14 protein-coding genes are annotated in these 18,599 nt (G+C 63.8%); 8 read left to right on the forward strand and 6 right to left on the reverse strand.

Annotated features, from left to right (window positions below):
- The first annotated feature begins 332 nt into the window (after positions 1–332).
- The 3 genes from lpxO to CEJ45_RS15300 all read left to right on the forward strand — a co-directional run bounded on the left by lpxO (position 333) and on the right by CEJ45_RS15300 (position 4,215).
- A complete protein-coding gene (gene lpxO, locus CEJ45_RS15290) occupies positions 333–1,232 on the forward strand; it encodes a lipid A hydroxylase LpxO (protein ID WP_039785901.1) in 900 nt (299 codons plus the stop codon).
- Between the two features lie 559 nt (positions 1,233–1,791).
- Positions 1,792–2,859: a GGDEF domain-containing protein gene (locus CEJ45_RS15295; RefSeq protein ID WP_187697689.1), complete on the forward strand. Its 1,068-nt coding sequence runs from the start codon at positions 1,792–1,794 to the stop codon at positions 2,857–2,859.
- 285 nt (positions 2,860–3,144) lie between these two features.
- On the forward strand, positions 3,145–4,215 hold the full coding sequence (locus CEJ45_RS15300; protein ID WP_088755941.1) for an asparaginase: 1,071 nt from the start codon (positions 3,145–3,147) through the stop codon (positions 4,213–4,215).
- 176 nt (positions 4,216–4,391) lie between these two features.
- Here the strand turns inward: CEJ45_RS15300 and CEJ45_RS15305 are convergent, their stop codons facing one another.
- Together CEJ45_RS15305 and CEJ45_RS15310 are read right to left on the reverse strand one after the other, a co-directional pair.
- A complete protein-coding gene (locus CEJ45_RS15305; protein ID WP_088755942.1) occupies positions 4,392–4,679 on the reverse strand; it encodes a helix-turn-helix domain-containing protein in 288 nt (95 codons plus the stop codon).
- 75 nt (positions 4,680–4,754) lie between these two features.
- A complete protein-coding gene (locus CEJ45_RS15310) occupies positions 4,755–7,076 on the reverse strand; it encodes an FdhF/YdeP family oxidoreductase (protein WP_187697690.1) in 2,322 nt (773 codons plus the stop codon).
- A gap of 339 nt (positions 7,077–7,415) precedes the next feature.
- On the opposite strand from CEJ45_RS15310, the gene CEJ45_RS15315 reads away from it, so the two are divergent.
- From CEJ45_RS15315 to CEJ45_RS15330, 4 genes are read left to right on the forward strand one after another with little or no spacing between them, the layout of a single operon-like run.
- Positions 7,416–8,474: an acyl-CoA dehydrogenase family protein gene (locus CEJ45_RS15315; RefSeq protein WP_088755944.1), complete on the forward strand. Its 1,059-nt coding sequence runs from the start codon at positions 7,416–7,418 to the stop codon at positions 8,472–8,474.
- Entirely contained in the window at positions 8,462–9,247 is a 786-nt protein-coding gene (locus tag CEJ45_RS15320; RefSeq protein ID WP_088755945.1) for a PIG-L deacetylase family protein, read from the forward strand. Before CEJ45_RS15315 ends, CEJ45_RS15320 begins: the two co-directional genes overlap by 13 nt.
- A complete protein-coding gene (locus CEJ45_RS15325; RefSeq protein ID WP_088755946.1) occupies positions 9,244–9,837 on the forward strand; it encodes an SAM-dependent methyltransferase in 594 nt (197 codons plus the stop codon). The genes CEJ45_RS15320 and CEJ45_RS15325 overlap by 4 nt, the downstream gene beginning before the upstream one ends.
- A 33-nt stretch (positions 9,838–9,870) precedes the next feature.
- Positions 9,871–10,581 (forward strand): glycosyltransferase family 2 protein, encoded by a 711-nt coding sequence (locus tag CEJ45_RS15330; protein WP_088755947.1) that lies wholly within the window; start codon positions 9,871–9,873, stop codon positions 10,579–10,581.
- Here CEJ45_RS15330 and CEJ45_RS15335 read toward each other — a convergent pair.
- Positions 10,545–11,948 carry a YihY/virulence factor BrkB family protein gene (locus CEJ45_RS15335; RefSeq protein WP_241517354.1) on the reverse strand — a complete coding sequence of 468 codons (1,404 nt, stop codon included), beginning with the start codon at positions 11,946–11,948 and terminating at the stop codon, positions 10,545–10,547. The two genes, CEJ45_RS15330 and CEJ45_RS15335, sit on opposite strands and share 37 nt — an antisense overlap.
- A 341-nt stretch (positions 11,949–12,289) precedes the next feature.
- On the opposite strand from CEJ45_RS15335, the gene CEJ45_RS15340 reads away from it, so the two are divergent.
- Positions 12,290–13,723, forward strand: a complete 1,434-nt coding sequence (locus CEJ45_RS15340; RefSeq protein WP_088755948.1) for an NAD-dependent succinate-semialdehyde dehydrogenase — start codon at positions 12,290–12,292, stop codon at positions 13,721–13,723.
- A gap of 103 nt (positions 13,724–13,826) precedes the next feature.
- On the opposite strand, the gene CEJ45_RS15345 is transcribed toward CEJ45_RS15340, so the two are convergent.
- From CEJ45_RS15345 to CEJ45_RS15355, 3 genes are all read right to left on the reverse strand, one after another.
- Positions 13,827–16,811 carry a DNA translocase FtsK gene (locus CEJ45_RS15345; RefSeq protein WP_088755949.1) on the reverse strand — a complete coding sequence of 995 codons (2,985 nt, stop codon included), beginning with the start codon at positions 16,809–16,811 and terminating at the stop codon, positions 13,827–13,829.
- Between the two features lie 156 nt (positions 16,812–16,967).
- Positions 16,968–17,537, reverse strand: coding sequence for a DNA-3-methyladenine glycosylase I (locus CEJ45_RS15350; protein WP_088755992.1), 570 nt, complete (start codon positions 17,535–17,537; stop codon positions 16,968–16,970).
- A 31-nt stretch (positions 17,538–17,568) separates the two neighbouring features.
- Positions 17,569–18,582: a serine/threonine protein kinase gene (locus tag CEJ45_RS15355; protein ID WP_088755950.1), complete on the reverse strand. Its 1,014-nt coding sequence runs from the start codon at positions 18,580–18,582 to the stop codon at positions 17,569–17,571.
- Positions 18,583–18,599: the final 17 nt, after the last annotated feature.

Raw genomic sequence — 18,599 nt, forward strand, 5'->3', positions numbered from 1 at the left:
CCCGCTTGATCTGGGTCAGCGCATGCGTTTGTTGCAGAAATCTTCACATGTGGCAATCAGCGCCCTTACAAACACCGGCCTCCCCTTGGTGTAGAATCCTCGCTTGCCTTGCGTTGCCGGCATCTTGCCGCGCCTGCGCAGCCACCGGGATTTCAGCTCATCATCGCTCTTCTTGCGGCATCATGACTCCTTTGAGCTCATATTGCTGCATACCGGCCCGCCATTGACGGACCGCTGTCGTTGATCTTCCCGGCCCTGACCCCATATGGACGGATATCCGTCACAGCCTTTTCTTTCATTTGAAAAGGCCGGCACCATCAAAGGACCCTGCAATGAAGTGGGCAATTGTCTTCATCTATCTGTTTTCCATCCTGTTCATCCATTTCCGTGGACGCGTGCGCCTGCCCTTCCTGCGGCAGTTCTTCGACCACTCCTCGATCATGTCGCCGATCAACCTGTTCATGTACGCGTTTTCGCGCGTGCCGGCCGTGCCCTACCCGGCCGTGAAGCAGTTCGACGACCTGGCCCTCATCGACCAGAACTGGGAAGTGATCCGCGACGAAGCCGTGGCCCTGCGCGAGATGGCCAAGATCAAGGCAGCCGAAAAGAATGACGATGCCGGTTTCAACTCCTTCTTCAAGGCCGGCTGGAAGCGTTTCTACCTGAAGTGGTACAACGCCAGCCATCCTTCGGCAGAGAAGTTCTGCCCCAAGACCGTGGAAATCCTCAAGCGCATCCCCTCCGTGAAGGCCGCCATGTTCGCCGAACTGGCCCCGGGCGGCACGCTCAATCCGCACCGCGACCCCTTCGCCGGTTCGTTGCGCTATCACCTGGGCCTGGTCACGCCCAACGACGACCGCTGCTTCATTGAAGTGGACGGCCAGCGCTACAGCTGGCGCGACGGCCAGAGCGTGGTCTTCGATGAGACCTTCATCCACTGGGCACAGAACGGCTCCGAGACGAACCGTATCATCCTCTTCTGCGACGTCGAGCGTCCGCTGCGCTATCGTTGGGCAGAAGCCATCAATGGTTTCCTCGGCCGCACCATGATGACCGCCGCTGCCTCACCCAATGAGACCGGCGACCAGACCGGGCGCGTCAACAAACTGTTCCGCTTCGTCTGGCTGGCAGGCCAGTATCGCCGCCGCTTCAAGAACTGGAACAAGACCGTCTACAAGATCACCAAGTTCGGCCTGATCATCGCAGTAGCCCTGCTGATCATCTACGCTTGAGCCGCACGATGCTGCACTGACAATCGGAAATCACGAACACAGTGCGAAATGATATAAACAAATGATCGCCGGTCCTGCACCGGCGATTTTTGTAAGTTTTTTCCATAAACGGCTCGTCCATTTCCGGTACATGGGAACGCAGGCGAGTCCTTGGCAGAAAATGACCTGCTGGCCTCCAGACCACGACCAGCCTGCCTTGCGGGCCTGCGCGGGAGTTTGTGTGGAAGCGACTTGCAGAAAAACTCACCAAGCTGCACGTAATTGAAAGTCACGCCAGACTTAAAGTTTCCATGCGGAAATGAAAGTGCAAATTTTCTGCATTGAAATGCAGAAACCGCTTCTTTCCCATGCTTGCCCCCTGTAAAATCGCTGGGCTTCCGTGCTAGCTTGATGGTGTGAAACTTGCATCGGGATTGTCTCCGTTCCGCTGCGACGCGCCTTGCTGCAACTGCGTGCCGGCCACTGGCCCGGTACTTGCTGGTGGCATGCAGGCCTGCCCGGTGCGGAGGATGCCGGGCAAGCACAGCCGAGTACCGACCATACATAGAACAATGGGCTCATGCAGGACATCGACGACGAGATGAAACAACCGCTGCTCAAGCATCTGGTAGAAATCACGGCCCACCGGGAGCATTCCCGCCTGGCCATCTCGGTCATCTCCGCGCTGTACCAGCTCACCGAAGTGCAGGCCATTCGCATGCTGGATATCTTCACCCTGCGCGATGAATACTTCGTGCAGGAAAAGATGGTCATCCGCGATGGCGCCGTGCACACCATCGCTGAACTGACCAGCGATGATCCCAAGGAACCGCTGTCGGCCTATCCGGCCATGCAGGCCTGTATCCGCAATCACCTCAACGAATTCCACGAGACCACGTCCGCCGGCGAGCATGTGCTATGGCTGCCGGTCTGGCTGCACGGCAAGATGAACTCCTGCCTGGAGATCCGCAGCCAGAAGCCCTTTGCGCCGACCATGCTGGATGTGATCCACGGCATCTTCCACGTCTACTGCAACTACCAGAGCCTGCTGGACTACAGCGAGCGCGATGCGCTCACGGGCCTGTTCAACCGCAAGACCTTCGATGAGCAGTTCACCCGCTATGCCTTCGCCATCGCTCCGCATGAAGCGCATTCGCTGGACCATGACGAGCGTCGTCACGAGAGCAATGACGAACCCAAGGGCCACTGGCTGGGCGTGGTCGACATCGATCACTTCAAGCAGGTCAACGACCGCTACGGCCACCTCTATGGCGATGAAGTGCTGATCCTGGTGGCCAACATCCTGCGCGCTTCGTTCCGTGCGCATGACCGCATCTTCCGTTTTGGCGGAGAGGAATTCGTGATCCTGCTACGCTCGACCACGCTCACCGATGCGCGCAAGATCTTCGATCGCTTCCGCCAGAACGTGCAGGAATACGATTTCCCGCAGGTCGGCAAGGTGACGGTAAGCCTGGGCTTCGTCAACATCGCGCGCGAGACGCCGGTGGTGATCCTGGGGCACGCGGACCAGGCGCTGTATCACGCCAAGAAGAGCGGCCGCAACCGCATCTGCTATTACCAGGAACTGGTCAATTCGGGCGTGCTGCGCTCGGACATCACGACCAACGATACGGTGGAATTCTTTTAGCTGACCCGTCGGCTTTCATCTGCCAAGGACCGCGCGAGCGGTCTTTTTTTTCACCTGCGTTTTTTGGCACTCTCCTGCAAGGCCCACGGGGAGCGGCTCTCCTCATGCATGCCATGCATTCGTTCATGTTTTAAAAGCATGAGACATCGCCGCGCCGCTTTCGTATGATCGCCAACGTTCGACGCCCCATGCGCGAACCCGCCCGCACGATCCGCCCGCACAGAGACTGAGAAAAATTGCGCGATCGCCCGCGGCCTCACCGTGTCAACCAGGAGACTTATAACAATGCAGCAGGCACACTTCAAGAAAATCGGTTCGATCATGATCCTCTCCCTGGCCTGCGCCTTCGCGGCGCACGCCCAGGACAAGAAGCCCAATGTCGTCGTCATCGGCACCGGCGGCACCATCGCCGGCGCCGGCGCCTCCAGCGTCAATACCGCCGCCTATCAATCGGCCGTGGTGCCGGTGGACAAGATCATCGCCGCTGTCCCCGAGATTTCCAAGATCGCCAACGTGCGCGGCGAACAGATCTTCCAGATCGGCAGCGAGAGCTTCAATGACGAGCGCCTGATCAAGCTGGGCAAGCGCGTCTCGGAGCTGTTGAAGCAAGGCGACGTGGATGGCATCGTCATCACCCACGGCACCGACACCATCGAAGAGACGGCCTATTTCCTGAACCTGGTGTTGAAGAGCGAGAAGCCGGTGGTGGTGGTGGGCTCCATGCGTCCCGGCACTGCGCTGGGTGCCGACGGCGCACTGAACCTGTATGACGCGGTGCTGGTGGCCGGCAGCAAGGAAGCGGCCGGCAAGGGCACGCTGGTGGTGATGAACGACGAAATCCATTCCGGCCGTGACGTCACCAAGAGCAACACCTTCAAGGTCGAAACCTTCCGTTCGCCCTATGGCCCGCTGGGCTATGTGGTGGAGAACAAGCTGAGCTTCTATCGCCTGCCGGCACGTCCGCATACCACGCAGACCGAATTCGACATCGACAAGATCAGCAGCCTGCCGCGCGTGGACATCGTCTACAACTACGGCAACGTCAGCCGCACCGCGTATGACGCCTTCGTGGCAGCGGGCGCCAAGGCCATCATCCATGACGGCACCGGCAATGGCAGCGTGGCCGAGCAGATCGTGCCGGTACTGCAGGAAGTACGCAGCAAGGGCGTGCAGGTGATCCGCGCCTCGCGCACCGGCAGCGGCGTGGTGATCCGCAATGGCGAGCAGCCTGACGACAAGTACGACTGGGTGGTGACCGATGACCAGAACGCCCAGAAGGCGCGCATCCTGGCCGAGCTGGCCTTGACCCGTACCAATGATCCCAAGGAACTGCAGAAGATCATGTGGAAGTATTGATCGGTGCATTCCCCGTTGATCGATTGCCGATGACTTATAAACGATATAAATCGTTTATCAGGCACTGGGCAATGAACAGCAGTACGCAATGTGTTTTTGTGTTGTAACCCTGAGGTTTCCTCAGTTCCCTCTTGGCCCCGCTTTGGCGGGGCCTTTTTTTCGTGTGGTGGGTTGCGTCAGAAATCGAGCTGTTCGACGCTCAGGCCAAGCGCCGCGGCAATTCTTTCGAGGGACATTGGACGCAAGCGTTTGCTGCTTTCCTGCTGCGCATAGGCAGACTGCGAGATACCAATGCGCGCAGCGACTTCTTGCTGGGTCAGATCCAGGTGTTCGCGCCAGCTGCGTATGGCGGTCCATTGGTGATGGATCATCAAACAGACGACCTCATTGGGTACGTACGTAAGATAACGTGATGGCTGATGCATGGCAGGCTCCTCAAGAATGCCGGAGCTTGCCAAGCTCATGATCACAGCGCAAGTCGACGCGTTCTGTTTCCATCAATTTCCGAGATAGTTCGATGAACACGCGCGCACAACGAATCAGGACAACACCGGCTCCCCAATCTCAGGAATCAACCGGATCGGAATCGACTTCGCCGCCGGCACCTTGCTGCCGCGTGCATGGTGGAACAGCGGGATGAGCCGGTTGAGCTCAGGGAAATAGCCCATCACGCAGCCCACCGGAATATCGAAGGGCTCCACGCGCAGATGTTCCACGCGGCGCTCTACACCATCGTCCGACACGGTCTCGGCAGTGACGAAATCACCCGCGCCCAATCCTTGCTGCTGCAAGTCCCGCAGGTTCATCAGCAGCACGCGGCGCGTCCCCCACACGCCACGGAAGCGGTCATCCAGCGAATAGACGGTCGTGTTGAATTGACTGTCACCGCGCGTGGTCATCAGGCGCAATACGCCCGGTGCATCGCCGGGCATGTCAGGATCGGGATCGAATCCGTCCGGCGTCTTGAAGTTGGCACGGCCGTTGGGGGTCTTCCATTGCCGCTCGCGCGCCGCCAGCGGGCGCGCGAACCCGCCCGGGGTCCACATGCGCGCATTGAAGTCGCGGAAGATGTCGGGATAGGTCGCTTCGATGGCGTCGCGGATGAGCGCATAGTCACCGACCCAGGCATCCCAGTCCACGTGCGGGTTCAAAGGCAGCAGGCGCTTGGCCAGTTCGGCCACGATCGCCGGCTCCGACATCAGGTGCGGCGAGGCCGGGTTGACGCGGCCGCGCGAGCCATGCATGCAGCCGGTGCTGTCCTCCACCGATACCGCCTGCTCGCCGCCGCGCTGGCGGTCGATCTCGATGCGGCCCAGGCAAGGCAGCACATAAGAGGTCTTGCCATGGATCACGCAGGAACGATTGAAGTGCGTGACCACCTGCACCGTCAGCGGCAGTTCGCGCCAGGCCGGCTCGATGACGCCATGATCCGGAATGGCCCGCACGAAATTGCCGCCCAGCATGAAGAAGGCAGAGAGCTCACCATCGCGGATCTTCTCGCAGGCCTCCACCGTATTGAGCCCCTTCTCCATCGGCGGTTCGAAATGATAGAGCGCACGCAGCTTGTCGTTGGGCACCATCTCCGGTTTTTCGGTGATGCCCACCGTGCGCTGGCCCTGCACGTTGGAATGGCCACGGATGGGACAGATACCGGCGCCGGGCTTGCCGATATTGCCGCGCATGAGCAGCAGGTTGGTCAGCATGTGGATGGCACGCACCGCTTCACGGTGCTGGGTGATGCCCATGCCATACATGAGCATGGCGCGGCTGGCGCCGGCATAAGTGTCGGCTGCCAGTTCCAGCTCGCTGCGCGGCACGCCGGCGTGATGCTCGATCTCGGCCCACTCTGCAGCGCGCGCAGCGGCCGCGAACTCCTCGAAACCGCTCGTGTGTTCATCAATGAAGGCCTGGTCCAGCAGGCGCGGCAAGCCTTCGGCACGAGCGCGGTCGTCGCGCTCCAGGATGCGCTTGGCCATGCCGATGGCGGCTGCCGTGTCGCCGCCGATCTTGATCTGCACATATTGCGAACTGATGTCGGTATGCGCCGGGGTGATCATCTCCTTGGGCGACTGCGGGTTGACGAAGCGTTCCAGGCCGCGCTCGCGCAAGGGATTGAAGGTGATCACCGGCACCCCGCGCTTGCGGGCATCTTCCAGCGGATGCAGCATGCGCGGTGCATTGGTACCGGTATTGTGGCCGAAGAAGAGGATGCAATCGGTCTGTTCGAAGTCTTCCAGCCTGACCGTCCCCACCGGTACCCCAATGGTCTCGAGCAGGGCCACCGAAGTGGATTCGTGGCACATGTTGGAACTGTCGGGCAGGTTGTTGGTGCCGTACATGCGGGCCATCAGCTGATACATGTACGAGGTTTCCAACGACGCCCGGCCGGAAGCATAGAAGACGACCTTCTTCGGATCCATGGCACGCAACTGTGCCGCGATGTCATCAAAGGCTTCGCTCCAGGAGACCGGCAGGTAGCGGTCGCTGGCGGCATCGTATTTCAACGGTTCCGTGATGCGTCCGGTGGATTCGAGTTCGAGGTCGTTCCAGCTTTCCATCTCGGTGACGGTGTGCTGCGCGAACAATTCCGGTGTGGCGCGCTTGGCGGTGATTTCCCAGGCGGTGGCCTTGGCGCCGTTCTCGCAGAATTCGAACAGGTGGGGGTCGGCCGGTTTGGCCCAGGAACAGCTGACGCAGGCAAAACCGTCGGGCTTGTTCTGCTTCATGAGGATGCGCGTTCCGGTGGCGATGACGTGCTCCTGCTGCAGGATGGCGCCCAGTGCCTTGACCGAGCCCCAGCCGCCGGCCGCATTGTTGTATTCGTCGAAATGGCCTTCTTCGGGGATGTCCTTGGTTTTCATGTCGCTTCTCCGAGCGTGATGCATTCGTGGGGAGGGGCGCCCTGCATGGTCACGTGGTCGCCCTTTGGCGCGGCGCAAGAAACTCATTGCGTCCAGCCTGCAATCATGGAAGAGGCGCATGCATTTGGCTGTAGGCGCCACACGGATTTACTGCGCGCCGGACTCCTACAGCATCGCAAGGCAGCCGCAGCGCGGCCGTAATGACCGAGCACAAGGCTTAATGAAATCCTACGGCGAACACAGCAGCACGCCGACATCTTGCAGGCGTGAAGGCGCGCATACTTCCCATCATTGCGCAGCCTGCGCGTCCCTCTTCGCCCTGGTTACCGGCTTCCCATCATGATGAGCAGCACCGCCCGCCGCTACGCCCCACCCTGCCCCTCGCTGCCTGCAGCGCTGGAAGAATTCATCGGGCCTGCGCTGCAGGAAGCCCCGCATGCACAACTGTCCGTCGTCGCCGCGCGCCTGCTGCGCCAGCTGGTAGTGGCGGGACTGGACCGCCTGCCCTTGCCGGGCCATGGCGAGACGCTGTCGCGCTGGCAGGCGCTGGCGGCGGTGGCCGCGCAGGACCTGTCGCTGGCCAAACTCTACGAAGCGCATACCGATGCGCTCGCCATCCTGGCCGAAGCCAATGTGGCGGTGCCACCGCATTCCATCTGGGGCGTCTGGTGCGCACAGGGTAGGCCGGGCAGCCTGCGCATGCGCGAGCAAGGGGATCGCATCCTTCTCGATGGTGAAAAATCCTGGTGCTCGGGCGCCGCCGCCCTTACCCATGCCCTGCTTGGCCATCGCGACGAGCAAGACCAATACTGGCTGCTCGCCATCGAGCTGGGCCAGCCGGGCGTGACCTTCATCGAGGACGACTGGGCCGCGGTCGGCATGGCCGCCACCCGCACTGCGCGCCTGCAACTGCACGGTGTCACCGCGCAAGTGATCGGCGGTCCCGGCTTTTACCTGGAACGTCCCGGTTTCTGGCAGGGCGGCATCGGCATTGCCGCCTGCTGGTACGGCGCTGCTGACGCGTTGGTATCCGTAATGCGCGAAGGCCTGGCGCAGCGGGCTGACAGCCATGCGCTGGCCCGACTGGGCAACGCCCTGTGCCTGCAACATTCAGCAGCGGCCTGCCTGCGCGAAAGTGCCGCACGCATCGATTCCCACCCGGGGGCCAAGCTCATGCAGGAAGCGCTGCGCACCCGTCTCATCGTGGAACGCGCCTGCCTGCAAATCATCGAGGACCTGGGCGCAGCGCTCGGTCCGCATCCCTATTGCGGCAGCCGGCGCAGTGCGCGCCTGCTGGCCGACCTGCCGGTGTGGCTGCGCCAGAGCCACGCCGAACGCGACCTGGCGGCACTGGCCCAGGCCAGTCTTGAAGAGGAGTCGTCCCCATGCTCATTGTGAACCCCACGCCGCCCGCCAATGCGGCGGTCCATGCCCGCCATATCGATATCACGCACGGCACGGCCGAAGAGGTATGGCAATCCTGCCAGCGCCTGCACGCCCTGCCCGAACTGGAGCTGTGCCACCTGGTACCGGCGCGCTCGCGTGCCGTCATCCTGGCTCCGCATCCGGATGACGAGACCCTGGGCTGCGGCGGACTGATCGCCCAGCTCGCCGGGATGATGCGGGAGATCGCCGTGGTCGCCGTCAGCGATGGCGAGCGCAGCCACCCGGAGTCCTCTGCACTGGCCTCACGCCTGCCGCTGTTGCGCCCTGCCGAGAGCATGGCCGCCCTCGAATGCCTGGGTGCAGGCCAGGCGCAGATCCTGCGGGCACGCATTCCCGACGGCCAGATCCGCCAGCACCGCCTGGAACTGAAGGCCTGGCTGATCGCGCAATTGCGCCATACCGACATCGTCTTCGCCCCCTGGCGCCTGGACGGCCATCCCGACCATGAAACCGTGGGCGAAGTGGCTGCCGAACTTGAGCATGAACTGGGCTGCAAGCTGGTGGAAGTGCCGATCTGGGGCTGGCACTGGGCGCAGCCGCTGGGCGGGGAATTCCCCTGGGGCCGCGCGCGCAAGCTGGCCTTCGACGCCGAGACCGGCATGATGAAGCGACGCGCCCTGCGCTGCTACCACAGCCAGATCGGTCGGGACGGTGAGCGTGATCCGGTACTGCCGGCCGGTGTGCTGGCGCATTTCGTGCGACCTTACGAAGTGTTCTTCCTATGAAGGCAGCGCAACTGAGAAACACCCGCCATTTCGACCGGCTTTATGCCGGCAGCGAGGATCCCTGGAAGACCCGGGACAGCTGGTATGAACAACGCAAGCGCGCCCTGGTCGAGGCGATCCTGCCCCACCAGCACTGCACCGCGATCTTCGAGCCCGGATGTGGCAGCGGTGAACTGACCCTGCAACTGGCACAGCGCTGCCAGTGGCTGATGGCCTCCGATTTCTGCGCGGAGGCCGTGCGCATCACGCGCGAGAAGACGGCCCACCTGCCGCACGTACAAGTGCGCAGGCAGTCGCTGCCCGAACAATGGCCCGCCGGTGGACACGACATGCCGCAGGTCGACCTGATCCTCTTCTCGGAGCTCTGCTACTACTTCGATGCGCCCAACGTGGCCGAGATGGTGGCCCTGGCCACCACCGCGCTGGCACCCGCCGGCCACCTGCTGGCCTGCCACTGGAAGAAGGATTTCGATGACCGGCTGCTGGCCACGCGTCCCATGCACCAGCTCATCGATGCACACGCGCGCCTGAAGCGCCAGGCCTGTTATGAAGACGAGGACATCCTCATCGATCTCTGGCGCAAGATCTGATCCGCTTCACACCATCACCCTCGAGGAGAGAGCATGATCGGCATCGTCATCCCCGCCCACGACGAAGAAGCCACCCTGCACGCTTGCCTGCGCGCGGCCCGGGAGGCGGCGTCGCATCCTCTGCTGCAGGGGGAAGCGGTACGCATTGCAGTGGTGCTCGACAGTTGCAGCGATGCCTCCGAGAGAATTGCCCGGGGCCATCCTGTGACGGTGCTGCCATTGCAGGTGCGCAATGTCGGGCTGGCCCGTCATCACGGCGCCCAGGCGCTCATCGCCGAGGGCGCGCGCTGGCTGGCCTTTACCGATGCCGATACGCTGGTGGCGCCCGACTGGCTGGCGTCGCAACTGCAGCTGCAGGCCGATGCCGTCTGCGGCACCGTCACGCCTGACAGCTGGCGCGATCATCCTTTGGAAGTGCAGCAGCGCTTCGCGCGCGACTATCACGACCGCGACGGCCATCGCCATATCCACGGCGCCAATTTCGGGGTGTGCGCGCAAGCGTATGCGCGTGCGGGAGGATTTCCGCCGCTGGCCTGCCACGAGGATGTAGGGCTGGTGCAAGCCCTGCAGGCCATCGGCGCGCACATCGCCTGGAGTGCCCGCGTGCGCGTGGTCACCAGCACCCGCAGCGCGAGCAAGGCGCGCGGCGGCTTTGGCGACACCCTGCGCCAGTGGGCCGCGGAAGAATGCGCGGCCATGCTGCCGGTTCAGCGCGCGCTGTCTCCGGCACGTACCACCTGCTGAGCCTGCTGGATGCTCACATGATGGTCCTGCACCGTATTGACCAGCCGCTGGCGTTTTGCGCGTGAGCCGAAGTTGTTGGCGTAGATCCAGGTGAACTCCGCGCCCAGCAGGAAGATCTGCGCCGAGTAGTAAATCCACAGCAGCAGCAGCGCAAACGAGCCGGCCGCACCGAAGCCCGAGGTCATGCCGGTGCTGCCCAGGTAGAGGCCGATGAGGTACTTGCCGATGATGAAGAGCACCGTGGTGGCGACCGCACCGATCCAGACGTCATGCCAGGACAGCGTCACGCGCGGCATGAACTTGTAGATCATCGAGAAGAGCGTGGAAAACACCACGAAGGAGAGCACGAAGTTGAGCATCTGCAGCAGCAGTTGCCAGCCCTCGAACCAGCCGCCCCACCAGCGCCCAAGGGCGGCCAGCGCCGCACTGACCACCAGCGAGATGATCAGCAGGAAACCCAGGCCGATGATGAGCCCGAAGGACAGCAGCCGCGTGCGCGCCAGTTGCCATACGCCGCTCTTGCGCTTGACGGCGGGAATGCGCCAGATGCGGTCCAGCGCGCTCTGCAGTTCGGAGAACACGGCGGTGGCACCGATGACCAGCGTCACCACGGAAATGGCTGCGGCAATCAAGCCCTCGCGCGGCTGGCTCACCGATTTCAGCAAACCCTGGATGGCGAAGGCGCCTTCGGTACCGACGATGTCGCGGATCTGGTTGACGATCTCGCCCTGTGCCGCGTCGTGGCCGAAGAGCATGCCGGCCACCGCAATGGCGATCACCAGCATGGGCGCAATCGAGAAGATGGTGTAGTAGGCGATGGCCGCGCCCATGCTGGGCGCGAAGTCATCAATCCAGGCATTGATGGCCGCCACCGTCATCTGCCAGGCCTGCTGGGCGCGGGTACCGCCCTTGAGCATCTTGACCTCGGCGGCCGGGTCCAGGTAATCCGACGGTGCCGGTTCCAGCTTGGCCTTGACGATGTCGATGCGCGCGGGCGCGTCCGCCGGTGGCACAACGTCGTTGCGGGCTTTCTCGGCGGCCGCCTTGGCCCGCTCGGAACCCTTGCGCCAGGCGGCAATGAGCGGCATGGCCAGCGTGACCACGCGCAGGGCGCGCTCGAGCCCGGGCGGCACCGCTTCACGCCCGCCATGCCCGGCGTGGCTGTCATGAGCGGCCACCGCAGGCCGTGCGCGCGGCGCTGCCGCGCGTTTCTGGCGGCGCTTTCTTCCCAGCCACAGACCCACTCCCGCACTGAGCAGCGCACCGGCAACCAGGCCCCCCGTGGAGGGAGCGGCACGCTCGGCGGGATCACGGGTGGTCGCAGCAGTCTGGCGAGACGATGGGGAAGGGTCGTAAGAGCTGCTCATGGGGTCCTCGGCTTGGCATCTTGTTGTGGCAGTGTGACCGACACGCATGAACGATTGTTCCTGCGGCCCGCAAGCGCTTCCAGCCTTGTAGGAAGCCACTGTCAGCGTTCCGGACGGGCGACGGGAAAGCGCCGCACATGGTATAAAGTGAATCTTCGCGCAAGTAGCCACGGCTTGCAAAAAAGCCTGGATTTCGCACTGCGCATGAACCAGGCCGGCGCGAGCCGGTCTGTCTGAATTCTCCCCAGGCCATAGCGCCTGCCCTGCGTTTGCGCAACCTCATTGCGCGACGCGTCCGGGCGGCGCCGGCCCTTCCCCAACCTGACGAACGAGGATTGCCCATGTATAAGGACGTACAGCTTTTCATCAACGGCGAATGGACCGCCAGCGCCTCCGGCCGCACCATCGATGTCGTCAATCCGGCGACCGAAGAAGTGATCGGCAAGATCGCCCACGCCGACCGCAGCGACCTGGATCGCGCCCTGGAAGCCGCCAAAAAGGGTTTCGAGACCTGGCGCAACATGTCCGCCTTCGAGCGTTCCAAGATCATGCGCCGCGCGGCTGACCTGCTGCGTGAACGCGCCGACGATATCGCGCGCCTGATGACCATGGAACAAGGCAAGCCGCTGGGCGAATCCAAAATGGAAACCCTGGGTGCCGCCGACACCATCGACTGGTTCGCCGAAGAAGCCCGCCGCACCTACGGCCGCCTGGTACCGGCCCGCGTGCCGGGTGCCTACCAGATGGTGATCAAGGAGCCGGTCGGTCCGGTGGCCGCCTTCACGCCCTGGAATTTCCCGATCAACCAGGTGGTGCGCAAGCTCTCGGCGGCCCTGGCCGCAGGCTGCTCCATCATCGTCAAGGCGCCGGAAGAAACCCCGGCCTCCCCGGCTGAACTGATCCGCGCCTACGCCGATGCGGGCGTGCCGGCCGGTGTCATCAACCTGGTCTACGGCGTGCCGGCCGAGATCTCGGAATACCTGATCCCGCATCCGGTGATCAAGAAGATTTCCTTCACCGGCTCCACCCCGGTGGGCAAGCAGCTCGCGGCCCTGGCCGGCCAGCACATGAAGCGTGCCACCATGGAACTGGGCGGCCACGCTCCGGCCATGGTGTTCGATGACGTGGATGTGGAACTGGCCGCCAAGACCCTGGCCACCTCCAAGTTCCGCAATGCCGGCCAGGTGTGCGTCTCGCCGACCCGCTTCCTGGTGCAGAAGGGTGTCTTCAATGCCTTCGTCGACAAGTTCGTCACCTATGCCGAACAGCTGAAGGTGGGCAATGGCCTGGAGGCTGGCGTGGGCATGGGCCCGGTGGCCAACAAGCGCCGCATCCCGGCGCTGGAAGCCTTGATCGACGATGCCGTCTCGCAAGGCGCGCAGCTGCGCACTGGTGGCAAGCGCATTGGTAACAAGGGTTACTTCTTCCAGCCGACCGTGCTGACCAATGTGCCGCTGGACGCCCGCGTGATGAACGAGGAGCCCTTCGGTCCTCTGGCCATCATCAATTCCTTCGAGACCCTGGATGAGGTGATCACCGAAGCCAACCGCCTGCCCTTCGGCCTGGCCGCCTATGCCTTTGCCAAGTCGGCCAAGACCAAGCACGCCCTGGCCGCGCGCGTGGAAAGCGGCATGCTGACCATCAACCACCTGGGCCTGGCGCTGCCGGAACTGCCTTTCGGCGGCATCAAGGACAGCGGCTACGGTTCCGAAGGCGGTACCGAGGCCATCGAGGCTTACATCAACACCAAGCTGGTGACGCAGCTGGATGTCTGATGCCGCGCAGGTCGCATGACCTGCTGCAATGATCGCCCTGCGTGATCAAAAAAAATCGGCGGACCTGCAAGGGTCCGCCGATTTTCTTTTGGGGCTGTGCTGTTCATTCTTCGCCGCCACCCCCCGAGGGCGGCACCAAAATATCGCGGCTGCCATTGCGCGACATGGCCGAAAGCACGCCCGCCGTTTCCATCTGCTCCACCAGCCGCGCGGCGCGGTTGTAGCCGATGCGCAATTGCCGCTGCACCGAGGAGATGGAAGCGCGGCGCGTCTTGAGCACGAAGGCCACCGCTTCGTCGTAGAGCGGATCGGATTCGGCATCGCCCCCCTCGCCGCCGGCGAACATGTCGGCCTGGGTCGTGTCTTCGGAGATCGGCGGGGCCAGGATTTCTTCGATGTAGCGCGGTTCGCCGAAGGACTTCAGGTATTCCACCACGCGATGCACTTCTTCATCAGAGACGAAGGCACCATGCACCCGCTGCGGATAACCCGAGCCCGGCGGCAGGAACAGCATGTCGCCATGGCCCAGCAGCGATTCGGCCCCCATCTGGTCCAGCACGGTGCGCGAGTCGATCTTGGAAGACACCTGGAAGGCCACGCGGGTCGGGATGTTGGCCTTGATGAGGCCGGTGATCACGTCCACCGAGGGCCGCTGCGTGGCCAGGATCAGGTGGATGCCGGCCGCGCGCGCCTTCTGGGCCAGGCGCGCAATCAGTTCTTCCACCTTCTTGCCGACCACCATCATGAGGTCGGCCAGTTCGTCGATGACGATGACAATCGTCGGCAATTTTTCCAGCGGCTCGGGCGCGTCCGGCGTCAAGCTGAAGGGATTGGGGATCTTCTCGCCACGGGCGGCGGCATCGTCGAGCTTCTGGTTGTAGCCGGCCAGGTTGCGCACGCCCAGCTTGGACATCTTCTTGTAGCGGCGCTCCATTTCTTCCACCGCCCAGTTCAGCGCATGGGCTGCTTCGCGCATGTCGGTCACCACCGGTGCCAGCAGGTGCGGAATGCCTTCATAGATCGACAGCTCCAGCATCTTGGGGTCGATCATGATCAGGCGCACTTCCTCGGGGGTCGCCTTGTAGAGCAGCGAGAGGATCATGGCATTGATGGCCACCGACTTGCCCGACCCGGTGGTACCGGCCACCAGCATGTGCGGGGCGCGCGCCAGGTCGGTCACCACGGGCGTGCCGGTGATGTCCTTGCCCATGGCAATGGTCAGGTGCGAAGCGGATTTGCGATACGCCTGAGAATGCACGATCTCGGAGAGCTTGATCATCTGCCGGCGCGCATTGGGCAGCTCCAGGCCCATGCAGGTCTTGCCGGGAATGGTCTCGACCACGCGGATGGAGGTCAGGCCCAGGGCACGTGAAAGATCCTTCACCAGGTTCACCACCTGCGCGCCACGCACGCCTTGTGCCGGCTCCACTTCGAAACGGGTGATCACCGGACCGGCCTCGGCACCGAGCACCGTCACCGGCACCTTGAATTCGCGCAGCCGCTGTTCGATCAGGCGGCCGGTTTCCTGCAGTTGCTCGGGGTCGACCTCGATGCGGGATTCGGGGACTTCATCGAGCAGATCCAATGACGGCAGGGGGATGTCCACGCGCGGCTCGTCAACGTAGCCCTCGGGGGCCATGGCCGCCGGCTGTACGTAGCCCGGAACGGCGTCGGGCATGCGGACGGTGAAGGCCGCAGGGGGCTGGAGCGGCGGCGCTTCAGGCACGGGGTCCGGCAGCATGTCGAACCAGGGCGCATTGAAGGTGCCGAGGTCGATCGGTTCCGGTTGCGGCTCGGGCAGCGGTGTTGCCGGCTCGGGAGCGGCCATCGGGGCCATCGGTGCGGTGAAGGGCGGCACCACAGGGGCGACGGCCGCTGGCGGCAAGGGGATGGGCGCGGGCACTGGCCCCAGGGATTGCGGCAACGGCTGTCCCTGCGAGTTTAGCGGCACGATAGGCTGCACCTGCGGCGGCAAGGGTGCGGCCGGTGGCGCTTCCTGCTCGCCGTCGGCCTGCTGCAGGGAACGCATCAGGCGCGTCGGTACGACATCGGCACGCTCGGCCGGTTTGCCGGGCGCGCTCCCCGGTTCCGGGGTACGGCCCACGCTGCTGATGCGGATGCTGCGGGTAGGCTGGGCCGGTGCCGGATTACCGCGGGCAATGGAAGGCGGGATCGGCCGAATCGGCGGCGACGGCGTGGCCGCGCGCGACAGGCTGGCATCAGCTGCCGCACTGGCCGCCGAAATGGCTCGGCTGGCGGCGGCACGGGCCAGCATGGCTTCGGTCGGACGCAGGCTTTCAAAGGCAGCCCATTCGGATTCCGGACGCGGCTTGGCTGCCGGGTCGGTCTGGCGCGGATTGATGGCAGGCCACTTGCCGCCCTGCGTGCTGCCGGCAGGTGCGGCCTGGCTGTTGCGGCTGCCACCGGTGAGGGCCGACAGCGGCACTTTCCAGTCGTCACGCGGCGCATTGTCTGCCGGGCGTTCCGGCGCCGGGGCCGGTGTCAGGCGCGCCGGCCGCGGACGCGGTGCGAAGGGCGACGCCGGCGGCATGCGCTTGGCCGATGCGGAACCAGGGGAAGGCGCGCGCGGCATCGAGCTACGGCGTTCGGTGCTGGCAGGAAAACTGCTGCGGGCAGGTCCGGCACTGCCGTGCAGGCTGTTCATGCGCAATCGTTCACTTTCGGCGCTGCCGCGGCGCGGCGGGCCCAGGTCTAGTTCGGGATGCTCATCGCGGCCAGCCGGTGCGCCTCGGCCAAACATGGCGCCCAGCAGCCATTTCAGGCCCAGTGCCAGCAAACCCAGCATCAGGATGGCGGCAATGCCACGGCTGATCTTGCCGCCCACGGCATCCATCAGGGCGGCACCGAACAGGGCGCTGCCCGGCCCCTCTTCGCCCGTGACCAGTTGCGAACGTACCAGCGACTCGACCGCGCTGCTGGCAGCCAGCAGCAGCAGGCTGCCGCACCACAGGCGAATGGCGCCGCGCCCGCCGAAGATGGACTTGCGGCCGAGCGCGCGCGCTACCGTGCGCAGCAGCAGCGGCAGCAGCCAGAGGACCGACCAGCCAAACCATTTGACGAAAATCATGCTACTCCCAAACTTCACCGGCCTGGCAGCGCGCCAGCCGGCCTCGTGAATCCGAGCGATGCAAGCCGATGCTGCATCGCAGGCTGCGAGTGTAAACCAAACCGCTACCCTGCCGCCGCACATCGGGCGGCCTTTTGGTGCAGAGCACGCCCGGCCTCAACGGCCGTGACAATGGCAATCCAGCACGTGGTCGTTGATCACGCCCACGCCTTGCAGGTAGGCATAGATGATGGTGGAACCGACAAACTTGAAGCCGCGCTTGGCCAGCTCCTTGGAAATCGCATCCGACAGCGGCGTCTTGGCCGGGCAGTCTGCCAGCGAAGCCCAGCGGTTGACGATGGGCTGGCCATCGACCTTGCCCCACAGATAGGCATCGAGTCCGCCGACTTCTTCGCGCAGCTGCAGGTAGGCACGCGCATTGCCGATGGTGGCAGCCACCTTCAGGCGATTGCGCACGATGCCGGGATTGTTCAGCAACTGCGCGACCTTGCGCTCGTCATAACGGGCGATCTTCTCGGCATCCCAGTCGTCGAAGGCTTCCCGGTAGCTGTCGCGCTTGTTGAGCACGGTTTCCCAGGAGAGTCCGGCCTGGGCGCCTTCGAGGTTCAGCATCTCGAAAAGACGCCTTTCATCGTGGCAGGGCACGCCCCACTCGTGGTCGTGATACTGCACATAGCGGGGATTGGCCAGGTTGACCCAGCCGCAGCGGACAAGTGTTTGCGTCATGATGGTGTTGTTTTCGTTCATTTCGCCGGATTCACACCGGCCACAAGGGAGGTTCATCCATCAGCGCGATCTGTTCGCGCAGTTCCAGGATGCGGTCCTGCCAGTAACGTTGGGTGTTAAACCAGGGGAAGGCCACCGGGAAAGCCGGGTCATCCCAGCGCCGTGCCAGCCAGGCGGAATAATGGATCAGGCGCAGCGTGCGCAGGGCTTCGATGAGGTACAGCTCGCGCGGCTCGAATTCGCAGAAACTTTCATATCCTGCCAACAGGTCGGCAAATTGCCCCACCATCTCGCGCCGTTCGCCCGAGAGCAGCATCCACAGGTCCTGTACGGCCGGGCCGCTGCGGCTGTCGTCGAAATCGACGAAGTGCGGGCCGGCATCGGTCCACAGGACGTTGCCGACATGGCAATCGCCATGCAGGCGCAGGGTGCGAATCTCCCCTGCCCGCTCGTAGCAGCGCCGCACGCCCTCCAGCGCCTGCTCGACCGTAGTGCGCCAGGCGGTGGCCACGTCCATGGGGATGAAATCGTTCGCCAGCAGCCAGTCACGCGGTTCCTCGCCGAAGCTGGCGATGTCCAGCGCCGGGCGGGACTGGAAGGGGCTGCGCAGGCCGACCGCATGGATACGGCCGATGAAGCGGCCAAGACGTTCCAGCGTGTCGGCATCGTCCAGTTCGGGGGCACGGCCACCGTGGCGGCGGAATACGGCAAAGCGAAAACCGGCGTGGCGATGCAGGGAGGCGCCATTGTCCAGACGCATGGCGGGCACGACGGGCACCTCTTCGTCGGCCAACTTCTGCGAAAAAGCATGTTCTTCGAGGATTTGTTCGTCAGTCCAGCGCAAGGGGCGATAAAACTTGGCCACCAGCGGCGGGCCGTCTTCCATGCCGACCTGGTAGACGCGGTTTTCGTAGCTGTTCAGGGCCAGCAGGCGGCCGTCGCCGTACAGGCCCAGCCCGTCGAGGGCATCGAGGACCGTATCGGGCGAGAGCGTGGCGAAGGAAGTGGCGTCGGGAAGGTCAGCAGATTGGGCGGGGGAATTCATGCGCCTATTGTACTGTC

The organism is Herbaspirillum aquaticum (assembly GCF_002213425.1).
Taxonomy (GTDB): domain Bacteria; phylum Pseudomonadota; class Gammaproteobacteria; order Burkholderiales; family Burkholderiaceae_D; genus Herbaspirillum; species Herbaspirillum aquaticum.